Origin of the sequence: Vibrio sp. 10N.222.49.C12 (assembly GCF_041475025.1) — a bacterium.
Taxonomy (GTDB): domain Bacteria; phylum Pseudomonadota; class Gammaproteobacteria; order Enterobacterales; family Vibrionaceae; genus Vibrio; species Vibrio crassostreae_C.
Genome location: NZ_JBFRVF010000021.1, coordinates 50,527 through 71,372 on the forward strand (window position 1 = coordinate 50,527; position 20,846 = coordinate 71,372).

General features: G+C 44.7%; 25 protein-coding genes and 1 pseudogene. 11 read left to right on the forward strand and 15 right to left on the reverse strand.

Annotation, left to right across the window (positions count from 1 at the left end; all coding sequences use genetic code 11):
• Positions 1-72 precede the first annotated feature (72 nt).
• Both purN and purM read right to left on the reverse strand, forming a co-directional pair.
• Positions 73-747, reverse strand: a complete 675-nt coding sequence (gene purN / locus AB4583_RS07245; RefSeq protein WP_372116922.1) for a phosphoribosylglycinamide formyltransferase — start codon at positions 745-747, stop codon at positions 73-75.
• A gap of 132 nt (positions 748-879) precedes the next feature.
• Positions 880-1,920, reverse strand: coding sequence for a phosphoribosylformylglycinamidine cyclo-ligase (gene purM, locus AB4583_RS07250; protein WP_008222945.1), 1,041 nt, complete (start codon positions 1,918-1,920; stop codon positions 880-882).
• Between the two features lie 169 nt (positions 1,921-2,089).
• Here purM and upp point away from each other — a divergent pair, with 169 nt between their 5' ends.
• Positions 2,090-2,716 carry a uracil phosphoribosyltransferase gene (gene upp / locus AB4583_RS07255; RefSeq protein WP_004738627.1) on the forward strand — a complete coding sequence of 209 codons (627 nt, stop codon included), beginning with the start codon at positions 2,090-2,092 and terminating at the stop codon, positions 2,714-2,716.
• A gap of 141 nt (positions 2,717-2,857) precedes the next feature.
• On the opposite strand, the gene AB4583_RS07260 is transcribed toward upp, so the two are convergent.
• Entirely contained in the window at positions 2,858-4,096 is a 1,239-nt protein-coding gene (locus AB4583_RS07260) for a uracil-xanthine permease family protein (RefSeq protein WP_017066555.1), read from the reverse strand.
• A 278-nt stretch (positions 4,097-4,374) separates the two neighbouring features.
• On the opposite strand from AB4583_RS07260, the gene AB4583_RS07265 reads away from it, so the two are divergent.
• On the forward strand, positions 4,375-5,634 hold the full coding sequence (locus AB4583_RS07265; protein WP_372116925.1) for a DUF2066 domain-containing protein: 1,260 nt from the start codon (positions 4,375-4,377) through the stop codon (positions 5,632-5,634).
• A gap of 110 nt (positions 5,635-5,744) precedes the next feature.
• Here the strand turns inward: AB4583_RS07265 and AB4583_RS07270 are convergent, their stop codons facing one another.
• From AB4583_RS07270 to AB4583_RS07285, 4 genes are all read right to left on the reverse strand, one after another.
• Positions 5,745-6,182: a DUF2069 domain-containing protein gene (locus AB4583_RS07270; protein WP_017060713.1), complete on the reverse strand. Its 438-nt coding sequence runs from the start codon at positions 6,180-6,182 to the stop codon at positions 5,745-5,747.
• Entirely contained in the window at positions 6,179-6,772 is a 594-nt protein-coding gene (wrbA, locus tag AB4583_RS07275; protein ID WP_017060712.1) for an NAD(P)H:quinone oxidoreductase, read from the reverse strand. The genes AB4583_RS07270 and wrbA overlap by 4 nt, the downstream gene beginning before the upstream one ends.
• Positions 6,773-6,778: 6 nt before the next feature.
• Entirely contained in the window at positions 6,779-7,129 is a 351-nt protein-coding gene (gene arsC, locus AB4583_RS07280; protein ID WP_017060711.1) for an arsenate reductase (glutaredoxin), read from the reverse strand.
• Between the two features lie 122 nt (positions 7,130-7,251).
• Positions 7,252-8,706, reverse strand: a complete 1,455-nt coding sequence (locus AB4583_RS07285) for a M48 family metallopeptidase (protein WP_017060710.1) — start codon at positions 8,704-8,706, stop codon at positions 7,252-7,254.
• Between the two features lie 178 nt (positions 8,707-8,884).
• Between AB4583_RS07285 and AB4583_RS07290 the strand changes: the two genes are divergently transcribed.
• A complete protein-coding gene (locus AB4583_RS07290; RefSeq protein ID WP_029235389.1) occupies positions 8,885-9,124 on the forward strand; it encodes a sulfurtransferase TusA family protein in 240 nt (79 codons plus the stop codon).
• Positions 9,117-10,193, forward strand: coding sequence for an AI-2E family transporter (locus AB4583_RS07295; protein ID WP_017063383.1), 1,077 nt, complete (start codon positions 9,117-9,119; stop codon positions 10,191-10,193). The genes AB4583_RS07290 and AB4583_RS07295 overlap by 8 nt, the downstream gene beginning before the upstream one ends.
• A 136-nt stretch (positions 10,194-10,329) precedes the next feature.
• Here AB4583_RS07295 and bcp read toward each other — a convergent pair whose 3' ends face one another.
• Together bcp and AB4583_RS07305 are read right to left on the reverse strand one after the other, a co-directional pair.
• Entirely contained in the window at positions 10,330-10,800 is a 471-nt protein-coding gene (gene bcp, locus AB4583_RS07300; RefSeq protein ID WP_017060706.1) for a thioredoxin-dependent thiol peroxidase, read from the reverse strand.
• Between the two features lie 12 nt (positions 10,801-10,812).
• Positions 10,813-11,355, reverse strand: a complete 543-nt coding sequence (locus AB4583_RS07305; protein WP_017060705.1) for a glycine cleavage system protein R — start codon at positions 11,353-11,355, stop codon at positions 10,813-10,815.
• 374 nt (positions 11,356-11,729) lie between these two features.
• Between AB4583_RS07305 and dapA the strand changes: the two genes are divergently transcribed.
• Together dapA and bamC are read left to right on the forward strand one after the other, a co-directional pair.
• Positions 11,730-12,608 carry a 4-hydroxy-tetrahydrodipicolinate synthase gene (gene dapA, locus AB4583_RS07310; RefSeq protein WP_017060704.1) on the forward strand — a complete coding sequence of 293 codons (879 nt, stop codon included), beginning with the start codon at positions 11,730-11,732 and terminating at the stop codon, positions 12,606-12,608.
• A gap of 48 nt (positions 12,609-12,656) precedes the next feature.
• Entirely contained in the window at positions 12,657-13,703 is a 1,047-nt protein-coding gene (gene bamC / locus AB4583_RS07315) for an outer membrane protein assembly factor BamC (protein WP_017060703.1), read from the forward strand.
• 161 nt (positions 13,704-13,864) lie between these two features.
• Here bamC and AB4583_RS07320 read toward each other — a convergent pair whose 3' ends face one another.
• The 4 genes from AB4583_RS07320 to AB4583_RS07335 form a co-directional block, all read right to left on the reverse strand.
• The gene (locus AB4583_RS07320) at positions 13,865-14,074 is read right to left on the reverse strand and encodes a DUF2897 family protein (RefSeq protein WP_017060702.1); all 210 of its coding nucleotides are present in this window, start codon (positions 14,072-14,074) and stop codon (positions 13,865-13,867) included.
• 8 nt (positions 14,075-14,082) lie between these two features.
• A complete protein-coding gene (locus AB4583_RS07325) occupies positions 14,083-14,757 on the reverse strand; it encodes a M15 family metallopeptidase (protein WP_017063385.1) in 675 nt (224 codons plus the stop codon).
• Between the two features lie 45 nt (positions 14,758-14,802).
• Positions 14,803-15,939 carry a succinyl-diaminopimelate desuccinylase gene (gene dapE, locus AB4583_RS07330; protein WP_017060700.1) on the reverse strand — a complete coding sequence of 379 codons (1,137 nt, stop codon included), beginning with the start codon at positions 15,937-15,939 and terminating at the stop codon, positions 14,803-14,805.
• 98 nt (positions 15,940-16,037) lie between these two features.
• Positions 16,038-16,385, reverse strand: a complete 348-nt coding sequence (locus AB4583_RS07335) for an ArsC family reductase (RefSeq protein WP_017060699.1) — start codon at positions 16,383-16,385, stop codon at positions 16,038-16,040.
• 205 nt (positions 16,386-16,590) lie between these two features.
• Here AB4583_RS07335 and AB4583_RS07340 point away from each other — a divergent pair, with 205 nt between their 5' ends.
• Positions 16,591-16,878 carry a helix-turn-helix domain-containing protein gene (locus AB4583_RS07340; protein ID WP_004734273.1) on the forward strand — a complete coding sequence of 96 codons (288 nt, stop codon included), beginning with the start codon at positions 16,591-16,593 and terminating at the stop codon, positions 16,876-16,878.
• Between the two features lie 68 nt (positions 16,879-16,946).
• On the opposite strand, the gene AB4583_RS07345 is transcribed toward AB4583_RS07340, so the two are convergent.
• Together AB4583_RS07345 and AB4583_RS07350 are read right to left on the reverse strand one after the other, a co-directional pair.
• Positions 16,947-17,279: a DUF4156 domain-containing protein gene (locus tag AB4583_RS07345; RefSeq protein ID WP_017070287.1), complete on the reverse strand. Its 333-nt coding sequence runs from the start codon at positions 17,277-17,279 to the stop codon at positions 16,947-16,949.
• A gap of 12 nt (positions 17,280-17,291) precedes the next feature.
• Positions 17,292-17,636, reverse strand: a complete 345-nt coding sequence (locus tag AB4583_RS07350) for a DUF2956 domain-containing protein (protein WP_017060697.1) — start codon at positions 17,634-17,636, stop codon at positions 17,292-17,294.
• Between the two features lie 109 nt (positions 17,637-17,745).
• Between AB4583_RS07350 and AB4583_RS07355 the strand changes: the two genes are divergently transcribed.
• The 4 genes and pseudogenes from AB4583_RS07355 to AB4583_RS07370 form a co-directional block, all read left to right on the forward strand.
• On the forward strand, positions 17,746-18,207 hold the full coding sequence (locus AB4583_RS07355; RefSeq protein ID WP_017060696.1) for a DUF2919 domain-containing protein: 462 nt from the start codon (positions 17,746-17,748) through the stop codon (positions 18,205-18,207).
• A gap of 65 nt (positions 18,208-18,272) precedes the next feature.
• The gene (locus AB4583_RS07360) at positions 18,273-19,196 is read left to right on the forward strand and encodes a Dyp-type peroxidase (protein WP_017060695.1); all 924 of its coding nucleotides are present in this window, start codon (positions 18,273-18,275) and stop codon (positions 19,194-19,196) included.
• A gap of 121 nt (positions 19,197-19,317) precedes the next feature.
• On the forward strand, positions 19,318-20,451 hold the full coding sequence (locus AB4583_RS07365; protein ID WP_017063389.1) for a flagellin: 1,134 nt from the start codon (positions 19,318-19,320) through the stop codon (positions 20,449-20,451).
• A gap of 240 nt (positions 20,452-20,691) precedes the next feature.
• A pseudogene (locus tag AB4583_RS07370) lies at positions 20,692-20,846 on the forward strand (flagellin); the annotation flags it as partial.

A 20,846-nucleotide genomic window follows, 5' to 3' on the forward strand; every position in this document is an offset into this window, starting at 1 on the left:
AAAAAAGGCCGCTTACTGAACTAATGAATCAGTAAGCGGCCTTTTTTTGGATTTGATTTAGTTTCTGAAGAATTACTCTTCTGCGTAACCGTGTTTACCTAATGCCTTACCGTCTAAGACAGCTTGCCCGTTTAGCATTGATAAACGATCTTCGGCGAACCATTTACAGACCATAGGGTAAATGCAGTGTTCTTGGGTAAGCACTCGGCTTGCCAGCATATCAGCATCATCACCTTCAAATACCGGTACCTTAGCCTGTAAGATCACAGGGCCCCCATCAAGTTCTTCGGTCACAAAGTGGACACTAGTACCGTGCTCTTTATCTTGTGCATCAATGGCACGCTGGTGGGTGTGTAGGCCTGGGTATTTAGGTAACAGGGAAGGGTGAATGTTGACCATTTTACCGGAATAGTGACGAACAAACGCTGAACTCAGGATACGCATGTACCCCGCAAGTACGATTAAATCGGGTTGGTATGCATCAATCTGAATCATCAATTCATGATCGAACTCTTCACGTGAACCAAAGTCTTTTGGATTCACTGAATGTGCGTCAACACCTGCGGTTTTCGCTCGTTCTAATCCAAAAGCCTCTGCTTTGTTTGAAAAGACAGCCTTAACTGAAGCATCAATCATATTGTTATCACAGGCATCCAAAATTGCCTGTAAGTTACTTCCGCTTCCTGAAACTAACACAACGATGTTTTTATTAGAGTGACTGGTTTTATTTGAGTGATTGTTTTTCATAGAGTGGGTCATACGATTGATTAACTGAATTGTTTACAATGTACCTACATAAACTAAGGTTTTCTGCGGGCTAAATAGCAAAATGAGGACCATTAGGTCCTCATTGATTAACTAAGTAAGTGAGCGTATCACTTATTTAATTTCAACTTGCTCTTCGCCAGCTTCAGCGTTTGCGATCTCACCGATAACCCAAGCGTTTTCGCCTTCAGCTTTCAGTAGTTCAACAGCAGCGTCTGCTTGATCTTTAGGTAGAGCAACAACTAGGCCTACACCACAGTTGAAAGTGCGGTACATTTCGAATGTCTCCACGTTACCTTTCTCTTGTAGCCAGTTGAAGATAGCAGGCCATTCCCAGCTCTTGCCATCAATGACTGCTTTAGTACCTTCAGGAAGTACGCGTGGGATGTTTTCCCAGAAACCACCACCTGTGATGTGTGAGATAGCATGAATGTCATGCTCTGCAATCATCTTAAGTGCTGATTTGATGTAAATCTTAGTTGGTTCTAGTAGGTGCTCACCGATAGTGCGACCTTCTAGTTCTTCACTCTTATCAGCACCAGAAACTTCTAGGACTTTACGAATTAAAGAGTAACCGTTTGAGTGTGGACCACTTGAGCCAACAGCGATAAGTGCGTCGCCTGCTGCTACTTTAGTGCCGTCGATGATGTCAGCTTTTTCTACAACGCCAACACAGAAGCCAGCAACATCGTAGTCGTCGCCTTCGTACATGCCCGGCATTTCAGCGGTTTCACCACCGATAAGTGCACAACCAGCTTGAACACAACCTTCAGCGATGCCAGAAACAACGTCTGCTGCTGTGTCTACATCTAGCTTACCTGTTGCGTAGTAGTCTAGGAAGAATAAAGGCTCACCACCTTGAACGATTAGGTCGTTCACACACATTGCCACTAGGTCGATACCAATGGTGTCGTGTTTTTTCAGATCCAAAGCAAGGCGAAGTTTAGTACCAACACCATCAGTACCTGAAACAAGTACTGGCTCTTTGTATTTCGTTGGAAGTTCACATAGGGCGCCAAAGCCACCAATACCGCCCATTACTTCAGGGCGACGAGTGCGTTTAACAGCACCTTTAATACGGTCTACTAGTGCATTACCTGCGTCGATATCAACACCAGCGTCTTTGTAGCTTAGAGAAGAAGTATTACCACTCACGGGATAGTCCTCGAACTTAAGTTGGATGTGAAAACGGCGCTATTCTAACAGGGCTTGAATATGAAGAGCAAACGTTTGCGCGGTTTTTTTTATTAGAATAAAGATTCTGAAATAACCTTAGAGTTCGTGTATAATCTACAGGTTTGTTTAAATATTGCCGGAGTTGGAAATGAAAGTTGTTGAAGTGAAACACCCGCTAGTAAAACATAAAATTGGCCTGATGCGTGAAGGTGAGATTAGCACTAAGCGTTTTCGTGAGCTAGCGACAGAAGTGGGTAGCCTTCTAACATACGAAGCGACATCAGACTTTGAAACTGAACGTGTAACTATTAATGGTTGGGACGGCCCAGTTGAAGTTGACCAAATTAAAGGTAAAAAAGTAACAGTAGTGCCAATCCTACGTGCTGGTCTAGGCATGATGGACGGTGTTCTTGAGCACATCCCAAGCGCACGTATCAGCGTTGTTGGTATCTACCGTGATGAAGAAACGCTTGAGCCAGTTCCATATTTCAACAAGCTTGCATCTAACATCGATGAGCGTATCGCTCTAGTGGTAGACCCAATGCTTGCAACGGGTGGTTCTATGATCGCGACTATCGACTTAATGAAAGAGAAAGGTTGTAAGCACTTCAAGATTCTTGTTCTTGTAGCGGCTCCTGAAGGTATTGCGGCTCTAGAAAAAGCGCACCCAGATGTTGAACTTTACACAGCTGCAATCGATGAGAAGCTAAACGACAAGGGTTACATTGTTCCTGGTCTTGGCGATGCTGGTGATAAGATCTTCGGTACTAAGTAATTCGGTTTCAGCTTAAGTGACTCTAAATCGTTTCTTAACTCGCTGAATTAGCCGTATTAATAAAAAGGGAGAGCATTCAATGCTCTCCCTTTTTTGATCTTGTTGGTTTGTGATTCTTTTGAATCTAGCCTTACCGATGGATTAATCGATTTGAGCTTTGTCTACCACAGTGTTGTCACCTAGCTCTTCTGGAAGTACTAGGTTAAGTAGAATCGCTACGATACCGCACAAGCTTACGCCCTGTAGGCTGAAGTCACCGATACCAAAGGCCATGCCGCCAATACCAAAGACTAAAGTAATGCCCACAATCACAAGGTTACGTGATTTGTGAAGGTCAACGTTGTTCTTGATTAGCGTGTTAAGACCTACGGTTGCGATAGAGCCAAACAGAAGAATCATGATACCGCCCATCACTGGAACCGGAATGGTTTGCAGTAATGCGCCTAGCTTACCAACCAATGCAAGAACGATAGCGGTTACTGCAGCCCAAGTCATGATTACAGGGTTAAATGCTTTGGTAAGCATTACTGCGCCTGTTACTTCACTGTAAGTTGTGTTTGGTGGAGCGCCCAGCATAGAAGCAGCTATTGTTGCCACGCCGTCACCTGTGATTGTGCGGTGCAGGCCAGGTTTCTTAAGGTAGTCTTTACCCGTCACGTTAGAAATCGCCAGCATGTCACCTACATGCTCAACGGCTGGGGCAATCGCGACAAACACCATGAAGAAGATAGCGTTGATGTTGAACTCCGGCATGGTGAAGTTTGGTAGTGCTAACCACGATGCTTGCGCTACTGGAGTGAAGTCTACCGCGCCGTATACCAAGCTGGTGATGTAACCCGCAACAATACCACCGAAGATTGGCAGTAGCTTAAGGAAGCCTTTTGAAAACACACTGATGACAATCGTCACTAACAGTGAAATTGAAGAGATCCACAGGGCAGCGTCTGCATCAACAAGCTGAACCGCACCATCGCCTGTCTTACCTAGCGCCATGTTAACCGCAACAGGCGCAAGGCCTAAGCCGATCACCATGATCACAGGGCCAACCACTACAGGTGGAAGCAGTTTATGGATGAAGCCAACGCCACGAACTTTAATTAACGCGCCCATTAGTACATACACAACACCCGCCGCCATCAAGCCGCCCATGGTTGCACCAACACCCCAAGTTTGAATACCAAACATGATAGGCGCGATGAAAGCAAAAGAAGATGCTAAGAAGATTGGCACTGAACGGCGTGTAATAAGTTGGAATAAAAGGGTACCGATACCTGCGCCAAACAGTGCAACGTTGGGATCGAGTCCAGTCAGTAGCGGCACTAATACAAGCGCACCAAATGCTACAAACAGCATTTGCGCACCTTGCAGAGCATTTTTCATGTTATGTCCTTAAAAATGGTCGTTATATGAAAAGCGAAAAATAAAATTCGCGGGATTCTATCACTTGGCAATCGATTGCTACACCAAATAGATCAAATTTATTTATCTTAGTGATGTTTTATATCCATCTAAGCCCTAGAAATTCAGTTTATAAGTGAGCGATTTATCATGGCCAGGTGATATTTTGTGGTTATTAAACACAGTGGGCGCTATCGACCTTGCCCCTCAATCCATAGTTGCTTATCATCTAGGCACAAGATTTGAATATTAGGATCAGTATGCGCTACATAGCATTGTTGTTGATGGGACTATTAGCCTCTCCGAGTTATGCCTTAACTCAAGTAGATATCTTTAGTGCTGAAGTTGCGATTAACGCTGAAGACAAACAGCCAGAACAAGTGGCAAGAAATACAGGTATGGAGCAGGTATTGATACGTGCGACTGGCCAAACTGATGTCGCTTCGAATGAGACGATTCAAAAGGCGATGCGCAAGAGTTCGCAGTACATGTCTCAAATGAGTTTTGGCGAAAGCAATGACCAATCAACATTGCGTATGCGTTTTAACGGTGCTCAAATCCGTTCTCTGTTGACTCAAGCACAGTTACCTTACTGGCCTGACTCGCGTTCAAACATCCTTGTTTGGCTGGTGGAAGAGGACAACTACGACAAGAACATCGTATGGGAACACTCTAACTCACAGTTAGCAGCTAGCTTACAAGCGAACGCAAAAGAGCGTGGCTTGCCTCTAACGCTGCCTGTGGGTGACTTTGACGATATTACGGGTATTGCGACTTCTGATTTGTGGGGTAGCTTTGTTACGCCAATCAGTAAAGCGAGTCAGCGTTATCCTGTTGATGCTGTGTTGGTGATAAAGGCTCAATCTTCAGGCCTACGTTGGGCTCTATACGATCAAAAGCCAAGTCAATTGACGAGTGCACCAACATCGCCTGTAAGTGGTTCACTATCGGGTAACAGCGACACGACTTCTAAGAAGTTAGTTGACCAAATCAGTAACTACTACGCAGGCAAAAGTGCTGTGACGGTAGCGAGTGAGTCATCAGAATCGATTTTAACGCAGTTTATTAGCCTGAATAATGCTCAAGACTTCTTCCAGTTAGAGAACGCACTTAAGCGTCTAAACTCGGTGGCAAGCCTAGATATTCTGAAGATTCAGAACAACGAAGTCACTTTCCGAATTCACTTATTGTCGACTCAACAAGAGTTTGAGCAAGAAGTAGCAAGTATTCGCCAAGTTGCGAAGGTTGAAGAATCTTACATTGAGCCTGAAGTGAGCCCTGAATTTGAAACTCAAGACAACACAATGTCTGTAGGTGATGATTCAACAGACGCTGCTGAAGTCGTTGGTGACGAAACTGACTCAGGCGTACAAGTGATTAAGGGCAACGAGGTATCTGAGGATGCTGAGCTAACGAATACGCCTGACGCAACGTTAGAGGATTCTAGTACAGAAGATCTAACCATCACTGCGCCAGTACATGCTAAGCCAAGCTTGGTATACGAGTGGGTTCGCTCATAATTGTCAGCTGACATGACTGATTGAAATGAAAACTTGAAAAAAGCCCTGCAAGAGCAATCTCGCAGGGCTTTTTGTTTGTAAGCGGTCAGTTTAAAAGCATGGGCTCAATATTATTGCTCGAACTTAGCTTTTTCTCTCTTTTCTACTTCAGAAAGACGCTTCAACTTGATGCCTAACTCTTTGGCTCTAAAGCGAGTAAATAAGATATTGCCCGCGAAACCTAGAGTCGTCAGAAGCAGTTCTACAGCCGCTAATAAACGTTCACCATCGTCTACATACAAGATAGTTAATGCGTGTAGGAAATAGAGCATCAAGACGAAATTTGCCCATGCGTGCGTATAAGGTTTTCCTGCTAAAATGCCCGGTAATGGCAATAACAGCGGGATAGCCCAAGCAATCGCCAGTGTGACATTACTGAGATGAGGGTGCGGTGAAAGCGTCATCTGCCAAGCCACCACCCAGAATAAAAGCGACAAGTTGCCCGCTAAAGCAAGGTAGCGAAATAGCTTGGTTTTGGGAGACATAGCCTTCTCTGGCATATACATCATTGAGAAATTCCCTTCTGATTTATTGCGATGCGCGCTAGGCGTTTACCTAGGTTTTGCGCCAACTCAATCTCTTCTTTGCTAAGTGAAGCGCTCTCTCCAGTACTGCTTGCACCATAAGGCGTACCACCAGTTTGAGTGGTGTGCAGCGCCGGTTCTGAGTAGGGGATGCCCACGACTAACATGCCGTGATGAAGCAGGGGCAACATCATGCTTTGTTGTGTTGTCTCTTGACCACCATGCAATGATGAAGAAGAGGTAAATACACAACCTGGCTTATCGATGAGATCACCATTGATCCACATTGATGTCGTGCTATCCCAAAAGTGCTTCATTGGCCCGGCCATGTTACCAAACCAAACCGGACTGCCTAGCGCCAAACCATCACAAGATCGAAGTTCTTGTAACGAGGCAATAGGATCGGTTGGTTGATAACGCGAATCAGGCTGCTCTTCTACTGTGTACACGTCGTTCACCGTCCTTAGCATAGCTTCGCAGTTCGGGATGGATTCAACCCCTCGTGCAATCTGCCTTGCTAGAGCTTGTGTGTTGCCGTGGCGACTGTAATAAAGAACAAGAATGTTAATGCTCATATTGGATTACAGAATCTCTAGCACTTGCTCTGGTGGACGACCAATTTTTGCTTTGTTGTTCGCGACAACGACTGGGCGCTCAAACAGTTTTGGATTGGTTGCCATCGCGGCGAAAAGATCTTCATCAGTAACTGAAGCATCGCCAAGGTTTGCTTCTTTGTAGTCCGCTTCTTTGGTGCGCATCATGTCGCGAACACTGTCAAAACCAAGCTGAGTGAACAGTACTTTCAGCTGTTCAACTGTTAACGGAGTCTCCAGGTATTTGATGACCTCTGGCTGTACGCCGTTTTCCTGAAGCACTTCTAGAGTTTGACGGCTCTTTGAGCAGCGTGGGTTATGATAAATCACGACAGACATGGTTCTTCCTCATTATTATTTTTGATTTAGTTGTTTAGCTGAAGCCACCAGGGGTGACTTCTTTTTTGTGTAACGTTGAGCTTTCTTTTTATTCTGGTAACGAGCTGTTACCAGTAAACACTCTATTGTAGCGACAAGAAGCGCTCTCGTTGAATCATTAGCTGATCAATTCGAGCGTCGTAGCGTGCTTGTTTTAGGCTTCCTAATTCTGCGATTTGGCTTGCTTGCGTGTAGTACTGAATCGCTTTGTTCCAGTTGGCTTGCAGTGCCAAAATTTCTGCACGAGCAGCCAGTTCTTCGTCGCTATTACCAAGGCTCGTATTTACTTTTGAAAGTAAGTGCCAGCCATTGGTGTCATTCGGGTTATCGTGCGTGTAACGCTGCAATACGCGAACCGCTTCTTGAAGATCTTCATTTTCAATCAGTGCGTTGGCGTAGTTAATGGTCAGAACCGGGTTGTTTGGTTGACGAACCAGTGCCGATTTAAGTTCTTTAATCGCAATCTCAGGCTGCTTCTTCTCGATGTGCAGATCCGAAATAGCATCTAGATAAAACAGGTTGGTTGGATCGCTGTTAATCAGCTTGTTCAGGATGGGCTCTGCTTTGTCTAATTTTTTAGAGTCTAGGTAAACCAGTGCTTGGCCATATTCTAATGACGGAACCAAAGCTTTAGGGGCTTTCTTTAGCTGACGCTCAAACCAATCAAGAGCAGCATCATTATTAATGCCAGCATAGCGCGCAACAATGCGGGCTCTTGCTAGGTGGTAGTCCAGAGAGGGAGCCAGTTTCAGTGGCGGGTAACTACGAGCACGAGCACGTGAATCGGTAATTCGGTCTTCTGGTAATGGGTGAGTCAGTAGCATTGGCGGTGGTGTGCTCGCATAGCGATATTCATCAGCTAAACGGCCAAAGAAACGTGGCATCGCATTCACATCAAACCCAGCTTTTGCTAGCGTGTTGATACCAAAGCGGTCGGCTTCTTTTTCATTACTACGGGTGTAGTTGATTTGGCTTTGCATATTACCCGCAGTCGTTGCCGTTAGGGCTGCAATGCCGGCTTCAGGAGCTGCAATTGCCAGTAATACAGAGGCTGCTAGCGCTGCAATGGTTGCTGGAGAGCGGCGCGCTTGGTCTTCCATACTACGCGCTAAGTGACGTTGGGTTACGTGCGCGATTTCGTGCGCTAATACAGAAGCTAATTCACTTTCAGATTGTGCATGCAGGAATAGACCTGAGTGCAAAGCAACATAACCACCAAAGAAAGCAAAGGCGTTGATGTTGCGGTCACGGATCATAAAGAACTGGAAAGGTGTCTTTACATCATTTGCGTTCGCGACCAGACGATGGCCAAGAGTATCAATATATAGATTTAGAACTGGGTCGTTTACGATAGGCTGGCTACTTCTGATGATGCGCATGTAGGCATCACCATAGATAAGCTCTTGGTCGATAGTGAGTGTGCCGCCAGCAGCGGTACCGATATCTGGTAGCTCCAAACTATTGGTATTCGCCATAGTTGGGGTGCTTAATGTAGCTGCGATGCATAAGCAAGCAATTGAGCGAGCGCGTTTAAACATATTAGTCAGTAATACTCCGTTTCTTCTGACAGTAAGACAAGTGCAATGGAAATTGGTTCTTTATCTGATTTAACCTTTGCCAAGTGCGTGCGCTATCATGAAGGAGGATGAATGAATGATGGCGCGTTTTCAAAAACAGATTACAATACGACCCTTATAATAAGCATCGAGCTCAAGAATGACACCTAATATTCTAGATTTACGCCAAGAGCGCTGTCCAATGGCGCTATTATTAGCCAAGCGTCACAGTGTAAAGTTAGAAGTAGGGCAGTCATTGTCAATTTATGTCTCTGATAACAGCTCGATGAAAGATATTGTTACTTATTTGTCTAAGCAAGCCTATGACGTCGTCACTGAGGTTTGCTCTAATTACCATCATCTCCTCGTCACTAAAAAGGAATTGCAGTCAGATGCTTGAAATGGTCAATCGTTGGTATAAACGACGTTTCTCTGATCCCCATGCTGTCAGTTTGGTTGCCATCATTCTCTTCGGCTTTATTACGATCTACTTCTTTGGTCACCTAATTGCGCCACTCTTGGTTGCAATTGTGTTGGCTTATTTGCTTGAGTGGCCTGTTACCCAACTTCAAAGACTCGGTGTTCCAAGAACGCCTTCGGTGATGTTGGTGATCATGATGTTCTTTAGCGTGATGCTACTTGCGATCTTTGGCTTGGTACCAACCATTTGGCAACAAGTGGGCAATCTAATTAATGATATCCCAAGCATGTATGGCAGCTTGCAAAACTTCATTGCGACGATTCCTGAACGCTATCCAGAATTAGCTAACCTGCAGATCGTTGAGTCCATTATGTCTAACGCCAAGAACAAAGCGTTAGGTTTTGGTGAAAGTGTTGTCAAAGGTTCTCTTGCTTCTCTTGTGAGCTTAGCGACCTTAGCGGTTTACTTGATTCTTGTACCACTGCTTATTTTCTTCTTGTTAAAAGACAAAGAAGAGATGATCAGAATGGCGAGCGGTGTACTTCCTCGAAATCGTCGTTTAGCGACCAAAGTATGGGAAGAGATGAACCAGCAAATCTCGAACTACATTCGCGGTAAAGTCTTAGAGATTTTAATCGTTGGTGGTGTCAGCTACGTAACCTTTGCGATTCTGGATCTGCGTTATTCAGTCTTGTTGGCTGTCGCGGTTGGCTTCTCGGTACTGATCCCTTATATCGGCGCGGCAGCTGTGACTGTTCCTGTGGCGATTGTAGGCCTGTTCCAGTGGGGATTAGAGCCTCAGTTTTACTGGTTGCTTCTCGCTTACGGTATTATCCAAGCGCTAGATGGTAACGTGCTCGTTCCTGTTCTTTTCTCTGAAGCGGTGAACCTGCACCCAGTGGCCATTATTGTTGCCGTGTTAGTGTTTGGTGGACTGTGGGGATTCTGGGGCGTGTTCTTTGCTATCCCGTTGGCAACGTTAGTTAAGGCGGTTTGGAATGCCTTACCGAGTCACGCATTAGACGATGACCCCGAACATCAAAAGTAATTGATCTTGTTATAGAAAAAGGCCGAACATCCATGATGTTCGGCCTTTTTGCTCTTAGCTTAATAATTAGCTTAATGAGTGTTGCTATTGCCTTAGAAAGTGATGAATCTAAGTCATTAACTCACTCAAATCGCCCTTAAGCTTCTTGATTGAAGTAATCTAGAACCACTTCGTGGTGAGTCTTAGTCTTGAACTTGTTGAAGACATGTTCAATCTGACCTTCTTCATCAATTAGGAAGCTAATACGGTGCAGACCGTCGTAGATTTTACCCATAAATTTTTTCTCGCCCCAAACGCCAAACTGTTCAGCAACGCTGTGGTCTTCATCAGATAGCAGGGTGAAGTTTAGAGATTTCTTCTCAACGAAGTTTGGTAGACGTTTTACTGGGTCAACACTCACACCTAGAACAACCACGTTTAGGTCATCAAGCTGTGTTTTGATATCACGCAGGCCTTCCGCTTGCACAATACAACCTGGAGTCATTGCTTTAGGGTAAAAATAGAAAAGTACTTTTTTACCTTTGAAGTCACCAAGAGATACGATATTGCCATCTTGATCTGGAAGAGAAAAAGCAGGTGCTGGAACACCAGCCGTTAGCGTATTCATGACATTTCCTTTTTAAAGACTGTTTTTGATAAAGTTGAGCGAGCCTTGGACTGATAGGCTCTGACACAGCGAATCGAATTCTTCTTGTAGCTGCATCAAGTTACATTCTGATTGCACAGAAGCGGTAATAGAGATATGGAATTGGTCGTTGTCGAGTTGAACCTTAGATTTATTGATGGTTCGTGCACTTAACGAATCGAGGCCGATGTTTCGGTCTGCGAAGAACTGGGTAAACTGCTCAGTAAGTCCGATTTTATCGTCTGACTCAACGAACACCTCTACTGTGTAAGAGTTCTCAATAACATCATGAGTTGAGGTTCGCTTCATAATTGTAATCAAGTCGTGCTCTTGTCCAAGCAAGGGCAAGGTGGTTTCAACGCGGGTAATGTTGTTTGCCTTTCCAGACAGCAGCATGATAAGCGTAAATTCTTCGCCAAACAGGGCGATACGGCTATCAATAATGTTACAGCCTGATTGGGTGACTAAATGAACCACTTGGTTGCATACACCTGGGCGATCAGTGCCCACAGCTGTGATTACTAGATGTTGAGTCATAAAATCACGTCTCTTTATATTCCATTGATTCATGCATGTTAGCACAGTTAGCTCGTGGAATAAGCGTGCGTGCGGGGCTTTTTATGTGCGACCTTGCTTCGAACATGCAACCAATGATAAGAATATCGAGCGCGTTAAAAAATGAGATAGAGCGATGAGAGCACAGCTTACTTGTTACTGACATCCAGTGATGTGCTATCCGTTAGATTGAGTGCAGGTTACCCAAATTCTAGGTAGAACGCCGTTAGAAGTCGTTTTACCTCAAACATACGACAATATTTAATGCAGATGTTGCCGGTAAGCCACTTTAATGTCTTGTGTTTATTGATTGGCTTACAGTAACATGCAAAAAGAATAAATTAAGGGAGATAGACATGTTTTCAGGAAGTATCGTTGCGCTAGTTACGCCATTTAATACAGATGGTGAAGTGGATTTCGACAGCCTTAAAAAGTTAGTTGAGCACCATATTGCTGCAGGTAGTGATGGTCTGGTTGCGGTTGGCACAACAGGTGAGTCTTCAACACTCACTATTGAAGAGCATGTCAAAGTCGTCAACAAGATCGTTGAATTTGCTGATGGTCGTATTCCCGTTATCGCTGGTACAGGTGCAAATGCAACTCATGAATCTGTTCTATTCAGCCGTTTGTTGAATGGTTCTGGTATTGCTGGTTGCCTGAGCGTAACGCCTTACTACAACAAACCGACTCAAGAAGGTTTGTACCAACACTACAAAGCGATTGCTGAAGTCAGTGACGTTCCACAAATTCTATACAATGTTCCAGGTCGTACTGCGGTAGACTTGTTGCCAGAAACGGTTGCTCGTCTTGCTGAGATCGAAAACATCGTTGCACTGAAAGATGCGACGGGTGATCTCGACAGAATTGCAATTCACCGTGAACTTTGTGGCGAAGACTTTATCTTACTAAGTGGTGATGACTTAACAGGCCTAGAATTTGTTAAGCGTGGTGGCGATGGCGTGATCTCTGTAACGAACAATGTTGCAGCCGCTGATATGGCAACTATGTTCAAGCTAGCAAAAGAAGGTAAGTTTGAAGAAGCGGAAGCGATCAATGAGCGTTTGATGCCTCTACATAAGAATTTGTTCGTTGAGTCTAACCCTATTCCCGTAAAATGGGCGGTTCATAAAATGGGTCTGATTGCTGAAGGTGGCTTACGTCTACCGCTGACTGAACTGTCAGAGCCAGCTCAACCTGTTGTTGCTCAAGCAATGACTGAAGCGTGCATTTACTAAAACGTATGAAGTGATGCCGAAGCGAACCTTCGGCATTTAGGAGTATAAATGAAGTATTCTCACCAGCTAGTGATTGGGTCACTGGCTGTTTTCGTTCTTACAGCATGTTCTGGCAACCCGACTCAACGTCGCCAAGCCAAAGATGATTTCGAATACTTAGAAACACCTGAGTTTTCACAATGGCAATTGCCTGTAGATGCTCAGCCTCAGTTCTACCCAAATTTTGACATCCCAAGCGGTGAATTCAGTGGTGGTACTGGTCGTGAAGTGGATATTCGTCCACCGCAACAGGTTCTTGAACTGATCCCGGGTGCTCGTGCTGAGCGTCAAAACGGTGAAGTGACACTATGGCTTCTTCGCGCAGAAGAGGCAGACCGCGTGTGGCAAACGGCTGTAGATATGCTGGCTCAACGTGGTATTGGTATTCGTGAGCAATCAGAGAATGAGATTGAGACCGATTGGGTAACTTGGGTTTCTGAAGATGAAGACGTAGAGATTGGTAGTCGTTACTCTATCTCTCGCTTCCAAGCAAACAACCGTCATGGCTTCAAGATTAATCTGATTGATTGGCGTGAAGGTACTGAAGAGAAAACAGTAACGGCAACCAATAAAGAGCGTTACAACGCGTTCCTGACCAACCTAGTTATGGCTAAGTACGATGAAAACCTTCGTGCTGAAGCGGCGCTGAAAGCGCAAGAGTTGGTGAAGCGTATTCCAATTTCAATGGGTGCTGACCGTAGTGGTTTCCCTGTGATTATTGCTCGTACGCCATACAATGTATTCTGGCAGCGTCTGCCTAACTTGTTGCCTGAAATGGGCTTTGAGCTTGAAGAACGCAATCAATCTCAGGGTACGGTGAAGGCGAAGTACGCAGCACCAGATGATGAGTTCTGGGAAGAAATTGGCCTACAGCCTATCGACTTAGCGCCAGGCACTTACAACTTCCTATTTGGTGACCTTGGCAACCGTACGTCAATCAACGTAACGGATGCATCAGGTAAGCCAGTAGAAGAAGAGCTGCTTAAGTCTATGGTTCCGGTATTAGCGCATATTGCTGACCAAACCAAAGATGACAAAGAAGCGAAAGCTGAGTAGTCATTCAAGCCGTCACAAGCTGAGTTAAATCAGCCTTGTGATTAGCAAAAGCAAATAAAAAAGAGGACACACTGTGTCCTCTTTTTTATTGTATTCGTTGTCATCAGGCTACATTGGTCAATCAAAATTGGTCAATCAAGCTGATTAGCCAAAGCAAAAGGCTATGCGTCTTTATTGTCTTTGGATTCTTCTTTTTCAGCTTTCTCTTGGTTAAGTTTATCCGAGCGATTGAGCTTATCTAAATCTCGCTCAGTTTTACCACGCCCCGTCAGATCCATATTGGCTGTCTGTTTGAGCGCTGCGATGTTACCCACAACAACGCTAACTACGATGATGATGATAACCCAAGGGTTTGTAAGCCACTCCAACATAAGCGCTCCTAATGACTGATATTCGCTACGAAGCGTGCATAGATCTCGTCTAGCTGCTCCATAATAATCTCATACCCTAATACTGGCTTAGATTGGAGTTGCTTGCCAAGTAAAGTCGGAGATAACTGTGATAAACACGACTCCGATACTTTGCGATGGCTGATATGCCATGGTTCGATCGCCACACCACCCAAATCTTGGCTGTAAGGAAAGAAGAAACCAAATTGTGCAGCATGAACTGATAGCCATTGGTAAAACGATTGCTGGTGGCCAGTAAGGTATTCCCATGGTTCTAATTGCAGATGTATGCCTTCAGGTAAGTGGTTACGAGCAAAGACATCGAAGTCACAACCCCAATGATGACGACTCGCGCCGGGAAGCGCAGACCATCTCAGGATAGCCGATAGCTTTTGTTGTTCGGTCAGTTTTGAAGCATCAAGAGGTTGGCTTTCTGAATCTAATATCGGAGCTTCGCCAGAAAACTTACGGTTCCAAATCAGAGATTGCCTTTCATAGTCGCGAAAGCCACTGGCAATCTCCATTTTAAAACCAGCGAGCTGAGCAGCTTCAATCAAATTATTCAGGTCATTCTTAACCTCACTGTGGACCAAGAAGGTCTTGGTGCCGATCAGGCTAGGCTCTAGATGAGAATCTGATTGTCCGGTAAGCTGCTCTGGTGTCATAACGAGTCTCTCAATAATTGGATGCTATGAATCGCTGATGAAAGACTATTTAGCGAATAGGTTCACTAATGTTCTTTCGTACATGTCAGTTAGCTTTTCTAAATCGGCTACCTTCACGCATTCGTTAACCTTGTGAATCGTTGCATTCACAGGGCCTAGTTCAACCACTTGTCCGCCCATACGTGCAATAAAGCGACCATCAGATGTACCGCCAGTCGTTAGCAGTGCTGGTTTCACATCATTGACGTGACCCACTGCATCAACAATAGCATCAAGCAGTGAACCTGCGTCTGTTAAGAACGGGTCGCCATTGAATGTCCATCTTAGGTCGTATTCGAAATCATACTTGTCGAGTGTCGTTGTGATGCGCTCAACGATGATGTCGTTGCTTAACTCTGTACTAAAGCGTAGGTTAAACTGAACATTAAACTCACCAGGGATCACGTTTGAAGCACCAGTACCCGCACTCACATTTGGAATTTGGAAACTGGTTGGCGGGAAGTAATCATTACCTTTATCCCACTCAGTTGTTGCTAGCTCATTAATAGCAAGCAGAGAGCTGTGTACTGGGTTGTTTGCTAGGTGAGGGTAGGCAACATGACCTTGTGTGCCTTTAATCGTTAGGTCGCCAGTGATAGAGCCACGACGGCCGTTCTTCACGACATCACCCACGAACTCAGTGCTCGATGGTTCACCAACGATACACATATCGATGTTTTCACCGCGCGCCATTAATGCTTCAACAACACGTACAGTACCGTTGATGAAAGGACCTTCCTCATCTGAAGTGATCAGGAAACCAATTGAGCCTGTGTGGTCTGGGTGTTTGGCAATGAACTGCTCGACGGCAACAATCATTGAAGCCAGAGAGCCTTTCATATCAGCAGCGCCACGGCCATGTAGGAAACCGTCTACGATAGTCGGTTCGAATGGCTTAGTGTTCCACTGTTCGATTGGGCCTGCAGGTACCACATCAGTGTGACCAGCAAAAGCAAACAGAGGCGCTTCAGTACCACGACGAGCCCAGAAGTTGGTCGTATCTTCAAATACCATCACTTCGATTTCAAAACCGAGTGCTTTTAAGCGTTCAATCATCAGGTCTTGGCAGCCTGCATCTTCTGGTGTTACCGATTGACGGCTGATTAGGTCTTTTGCCAGAGCCAAAGTTGGGCTATCTGTCATCCTTGAATTCCTTGTTTAAATAAAACGTCTAGTCATTAATTTTTAGGCGCTGATTCACTGATCAACGTCCTGTTGTCTGTCTATGTAAATACAACGATCTAAGCAAAAATAGCCGCGTATTGGTCGGCTTTAAATCCGATGTGAAGCTTACCCTCAACTTTTAAGATTGGGCGCTTGATCATTGCAGGTTGTTCAACAAGCAAAGTCACCGCTTTTTCTTCTGTTAGGGTGTCTTTCTGTTCTTGAGAAAGTTGGCGATAAGTCGTACCACGTTTGTTTAGCACAAGCTCCCAACCTAGCTCAGAGCAGAAGCTTGTTACTAGCTCTTCTGTGATGCCTTGTTTGCGATAATCGTGAAATTCGAACTCGATACCTTCAGCTTCGAGCCATTTCTTCGCTTTTTTAATGGTGTCGCAATTTGGGATACCAAACATGGTGATAGTCATTATTCTTCCTTTGAGTGATTTTATTTCATTGTTATGAGTTGAATCCTATCAGGAAGCAGCAACTCAGACAAAATAGAGTGATGAATATTTCATAGAGTGAAAAAAAAGCGTAAGAAAATGTCACTATTGGAGACTTATTGATCAGCCTCAACATGTTGTCAGCGAAAAAAGAAATAATTGAGCTGCACATATATAGGAGGTGTCAATGGAGTTGAGTCCTGTTTTTGCAAGGCGGCTATATTTAGCATTGTTAGTGGAAAGCCTTGATAGGCCAAATGTGCCTAAACTCATCGAAAAAACGGGGTGGCCTCGTCGTACTATTCAAGATGTACTCAAGGCGTTACCGGGGATCGGTATCGAACTTATGTTTGTTCAAGATGGGCGACGTCATAATGATGGCTATTACCAGTTATCCGACTGGGGGCCATTTGACAGTCAATGGGTTATCCAGCGTAAAGGCGATATAGCAACAAGCCTTGGATTTAGTGCATAAGCCAGCGAAAGCTGGCTTTCTTTTGGGTGTCATAAAATCAAAGCATATCGATATGCCGCTTTAGTTGCTTACTCGCACAGGTAGGCGGTACCAAGCATAGTCACGGAAGTGCTGAAATATTGGGGTAGGGTAAAGATGACGGTGTCTGCGCCTAGCTCAATGGCATTCGATTTAAGCTCATTCATCGCACCTTGAATCAGGGTGTCATTGGGAAAGAACAAGTAGCTGTACCAATGACCTTCGCTGCCAGTGATTTCCCCTTTATACTCACACTGCTCGATGTTAATCAGGCCGTGGTAATCCATTTGTACCTTGTCCGCTTTACTATGAGGCGTTGATGTGGGTTTGGTACACCCGAGTAACATGCCACTCATAGCCAAAGCGACTAATTCCTTTTTCATACGTTTACCCTGCTATTGCATCAAATAAATCGCGAAGCCTACCCAGCTTGCGAACAGTAGTAACCACGGCAGTTTAGTGGCGTGATTTGATGGTGTTTCAACACTTGTTTCGATCGTGTCTTCTTGGTGTTGATTAGCTTGTTGAGTCTGTTTTTCTTTCTGTACGCGCTTCTTCGCTTTATCGGCTTGGCGGCTGCGTTCTTTTTGCTGTTTCTTGTACAGTGCGATGCCTTTCTCGATACCCTGAGCAATCAGTTTAGTTTGTTCTTTGGTTTGAGCTGGCTTTTGAGTCGCTTTGGCTATCTTCAGTGCTTCCTGTTGAGATTCAACAGAGGGCGTATTAGTTTTGTTTTTCATACTGAGTTCGACAATTAAAACGGATTGGCTACTAAGATAACGCAAAGCTAGTTAAGTATGAATGATTTGCGTTAAAGTGTTGGTTTGAAAATAAGTGAAAGTGAGATTTGTGCGGTACTCCATAGAACAATACGACAAGCACGGCTTTTTGAAAGCTCCAATCTTGCTCTGGCTAGGTTGGTTGTTTCTTGCGAAAGCCTTGGTCGTTTTCATTGTTGCAGGCGCAAGCCGAGAATCGGGAACCGATATTCTTGAGATAATCTACCCAGACCATCAGATGTTTTATGTCGGGATCGCGTTGAGTGTGCCTAGTTTGCTGCTGATGTGGTTATTTGGGCTAAGATCGCCAGATAGAAAGCGCCTTAACAAAGTCGTGTCATGGGGACGTTGGGTTACCATGATGGCTATCTTGGCACAGGGCTCCCATACGATTTATTTAATCTATTTGGATAACGGATGGTTCCGTTGGTCAAATGGCATCACCCTATTGTTGCTGCTGTGGTTAGCGCTTTATCTAACCAATAGCCATGCTGCAAGGGATTGCTTTAAAGTGGTTGAGCTCGAAGACTGATTCTCATCAAAACATTTGTCCCATTCACAATTATACTTAGAAGCTAAAACTGGAAGGAATAATCTATGCTTAATGTTTCAAATGAGCAGCCTAACGTTCAAAGTGCTATTTTGCCTGAAGCTGGGCCTTTCGCGCTTTACGTTCAACTTAAAGTGAACGCTAATACTGCTAATGTACTAGCAGAAATTCAAAAGCTTCCGACTCTAATCGACGAACTAAACCAAACTCAGCCTGATGCGAACTTAACGGCATCGGTTGCGTTCTCAAAAGCTTTTTGGGATAGGTTCGAGCAAGCAGCGCCCGCTGATTTGATCGACTTCCCTGTGCTGGGTGAAGGTGATATCACAGCACCGAGCACACTGTCTGACGTTCTGATTCACTGTCATTCAAACCGACATGATCTGCACTTCTTTATCTTGCGTAAATTGCTATCTGAAGTAGCAGCTGATGTTGAAGTGGTTGATGAAACTTATGGTTATCGCTTCCTAGACTCTCGTGACATGACAGACTTTGTTGATGGCACTGAAAACCCGAAAGACGCACAACGTGCTGAAGTTGCTATTGTGCCTGAGGGTGAATTCGCTGGTGGTAGTTATGTAATGGTGCAGCGTTTTGTGCACAATCTGCCAGCTTGGAATCGCTTGAATGTGTCGGCACAAGAGAAAGTGATTGGCCGAACTAAACCTGATTCAATTGAGTTAGATGATGTTCCTGCGGCGTCTCACGTTGGCCGTGTGGATATCAAAGAAGAAGGCAAGGGGCTTAAGATTGTTCGCCACAGTCTACCTTACGGTACTGCTACGGGCGACCACGGCTTATTGTTCATTGCTTACTGTAACGTTCGTCATAACTTCGATGCGATGTTAGAGAGCATGTACGGCACAACAGATGGCAAAACAGACCAACTGCTTCGCTTTACCAAAGCAGTGACTGGCGCTTACTACTTTGCACCTTCAACTGACATGTTGAGTGTATTAACGATTAAGTAGATCACCTCATCTGCAGCAAAGAAAGGGAGCCTCAGGGCTCCTTTTTTATTAAAGCTTTATATGAACTGGTCGATATAAGAGCAATCGTGAGTTTTATTCATCTTTTTGTAAGCGAAGGTCTATGGCTATAACTGTTAATACAAATGTCTCAGCGCTGGTGGCCCAGAGAAACCTCTCTAATGCTAACAACATGCTGAACCAATCTTTGGAGCGCTTAGCTTCAGGGAGCCGTATTAATAGTGCAAAAGACGATGCGGCTGGCTTACAGATCTCAAATCGATTAGAAGCACAGATGAGTGGCATTGATGTTGCTGTTCGAAATGCTAACGACGGTATCTCCATTATGCAGACTGCAGAAGGAGCTATGAATGAAACCACTAATATCATGCAGCGCATGCGAGACTTATCCCTACAAGCGAGTAACGGCTCGAATAGTTCATCGGAACGAATCGCTATTCAAGAAGAAGTCACCGCGTTAAATGACGAGCTGAATCGAATTGCCGAAACCACTTCATTCGGTGGTAAAAAACTCCTTAACGGCAGTTTTGGGCACACCTCGTTTCAAATCGGCGGCAGTTCGGGCGAAGCTGTGCAGATTGGTTTGAAAAGCATGCGTACTGATGACATCAACATGGGCGGCTTTAGCTACGTTGCTAATGGCATGGCCAGTGATTCATGGGAAGTGAAATCAAACCAGAATGATATGACGATGTCGTTTACGGATCGTTTTGGTCAGCCTCAAGAGATCACCATTAATGCGAAAGCGGGCGATGATATCGAAGAGTTGGCGACTTACATTAATGGTCAAACGGATCTCTTATCGGCTTCTGTTAATGATGACGGACAACTTCAGATTTATATGTCAGGTGAAGATACCGCGGGTACCATCTCTTTTTCAGGTTCATTAGCCAGTGAGCTTTCGATGTCAGCGGGCTATTACGAGTCAGTTAATGACATCAATGTAACGGATGTGGGTGGTGCTCAGCGCGCCGTCTCAATTTTGGATACGGCGATGAAGTATGTCGATAGCCATCGCTCTGAATTAGGGGCAATGCAAAACCGCTTTGATCATGCCATTAACAATCTTGAAAACGTTCATGAGAATTTGGCGACATCAAACAGTCGAATCAAAGATACCGACTACGCCAAAGAAACCACTCAAATGCTCAAGCAACAAATACTGCAGCAAGTGAGTACAACGATACTCGCTCAAGCCAAGCAAGCGCCGAATCTAGCTTTAACGTTATTAGGTTAATGAATTACCTACAATCTTATAAAAGCATTTCAGCTTGGTCGGTGCTTTTTGGCGAATAAAAATACAATTTCTCACTCGACTGACTTCCCGGCAACTTTAGCGATTTTCTCATCTTTTTTCGATAATTTTACGACCAGTCACGCTTTCTTCTGTTTTACCGCTATTTCTTTAAATTTGTTGTTTTTTTCCTAAAGGTTTCGCCAATCACGCCGTTATTAAAAGTAACTTAGAGATAACTACTTGGTTTTCCGAGACGTCGGAAACCGCTATACCGGAAAATCAATTGGAGAAGTCACCATGGCAGTGAATGTAAATACAAACGTTTCAGCGATGACAGCGCAACGTTACCTAAACAATGCAAACAGCGCACAACAGACATCAATGGAGCGTCTAGC

What these genes read in the sequence shown, in the direction of transcription:
- AB4583_RS07270 (WP_017060713.1), bottom strand. Translation starts at nt 6,182, where the DNA reads ATGATGTATATGCCAGAGAAGGCTATGTCTCCCAAAACCAAGCTATTT.
- dapE (WP_017060700.1), bottom strand. Translation starts at nt 15,939, where the DNA reads ATGACAGATAGCCCAACTTTGGCTCTGGCAAAAGACCTAATCAGCCGT.
- AB4583_RS07265 (WP_372116925.1), top strand. Translation starts at nt 4,375, where the DNA reads ATGCGCTACATAGCATTGTTGTTGATGGGACTATTAGCCTCTCCGAGT.
- arsC (WP_017060711.1), bottom strand. Translation starts at nt 7,129, where the DNA reads ATGTCTGTCGTGATTTATCATAACCCACGCTGCTCAAAGAGCCGTCAA.
- AB4583_RS07360 (WP_017060695.1), top strand. Translation starts at nt 18,273, where the DNA reads ATGCTTAATGTTTCAAATGAGCAGCCTAACGTTCAAAGTGCTATTTTG.
- AB4583_RS07320 (WP_017060702.1), bottom strand. Translation starts at nt 14,074, where the DNA reads ATGTTGGAGTGGCTTACAAACCCTTGGGTTATCATCATCATCGTAGTT.
- AB4583_RS07290 (WP_029235389.1), top strand. Translation starts at nt 8,885, where the DNA reads ATGACACCTAATATTCTAGATTTACGCCAAGAGCGCTGTCCAATGGCG.
- AB4583_RS07305 (WP_017060705.1), bottom strand. Translation starts at nt 11,355, where the DNA reads ATGACTCAACATCTAGTAATCACAGCTGTGGGCACTGATCGCCCAGGT.
- dapA (WP_017060704.1), top strand. Translation starts at nt 11,730, where the DNA reads ATGTTTTCAGGAAGTATCGTTGCGCTAGTTACGCCATTTAATACAGAT.
- AB4583_RS07295 (WP_017063383.1), top strand. Translation starts at nt 9,117, where the DNA reads ATGCTTGAAATGGTCAATCGTTGGTATAAACGACGTTTCTCTGATCCC.
- bcp (WP_017060706.1), bottom strand. Translation starts at nt 10,800, where the DNA reads ATGAATACGCTAACGGCTGGTGTTCCAGCACCTGCTTTTTCTCTTCCA.
- wrbA (WP_017060712.1), bottom strand. Translation starts at nt 6,772, where the DNA reads ATGAGCATTAACATTCTTGTTCTTTATTACAGTCGCCACGGCAACACA.
- AB4583_RS07325 (WP_017063385.1), bottom strand. Translation starts at nt 14,757, where the DNA reads ATGACACCAGAGCAGCTTACCGGACAATCAGATTCTCATCTAGAGCCT.
- AB4583_RS07340 (WP_004734273.1), top strand. Translation starts at nt 16,591, where the DNA reads ATGGAGTTGAGTCCTGTTTTTGCAAGGCGGCTATATTTAGCATTGTTA.
- AB4583_RS07260 (WP_017066555.1), bottom strand. Translation starts at nt 4,096, where the DNA reads ATGAAAAATGCTCTGCAAGGTGCGCAAATGCTGTTTGTAGCATTTGGT.
- AB4583_RS07350 (WP_017060697.1), bottom strand. Translation starts at nt 17,636, where the DNA reads ATGAAAAACAAAACTAATACGCCCTCTGTTGAATCTCAACAGGAAGCA.
- AB4583_RS07345 (WP_017070287.1), bottom strand. Translation starts at nt 17,279, where the DNA reads ATGAAAAAGGAATTAGTCGCTTTGGCTATGAGTGGCATGTTACTCGGG.
- purN (WP_372116922.1), bottom strand. Translation starts at nt 747, where the DNA reads ATGAAAAACAATCACTCAAATAAAACCAGTCACTCTAATAAAAACATC.
- upp (WP_004738627.1), top strand. Translation starts at nt 2,090, where the DNA reads ATGAAAGTTGTTGAAGTGAAACACCCGCTAGTAAAACATAAAATTGGC.
- AB4583_RS07335 (WP_017060699.1), bottom strand. Translation starts at nt 16,385, where the DNA reads ATGACTATCACCATGTTTGGTATCCCAAATTGCGACACCATTAAAAAA.
- AB4583_RS07285 (WP_017060710.1), bottom strand. Translation starts at nt 8,706, where the DNA reads ATGTTTAAACGCGCTCGCTCAATTGCTTGCTTATGCATCGCAGCTACA.
- bamC (WP_017060703.1), top strand. Translation starts at nt 12,657, where the DNA reads ATGAAGTATTCTCACCAGCTAGTGATTGGGTCACTGGCTGTTTTCGTT.
- AB4583_RS07365 (WP_017063389.1), top strand. Translation starts at nt 19,318, where the DNA reads ATGGCTATAACTGTTAATACAAATGTCTCAGCGCTGGTGGCCCAGAGA.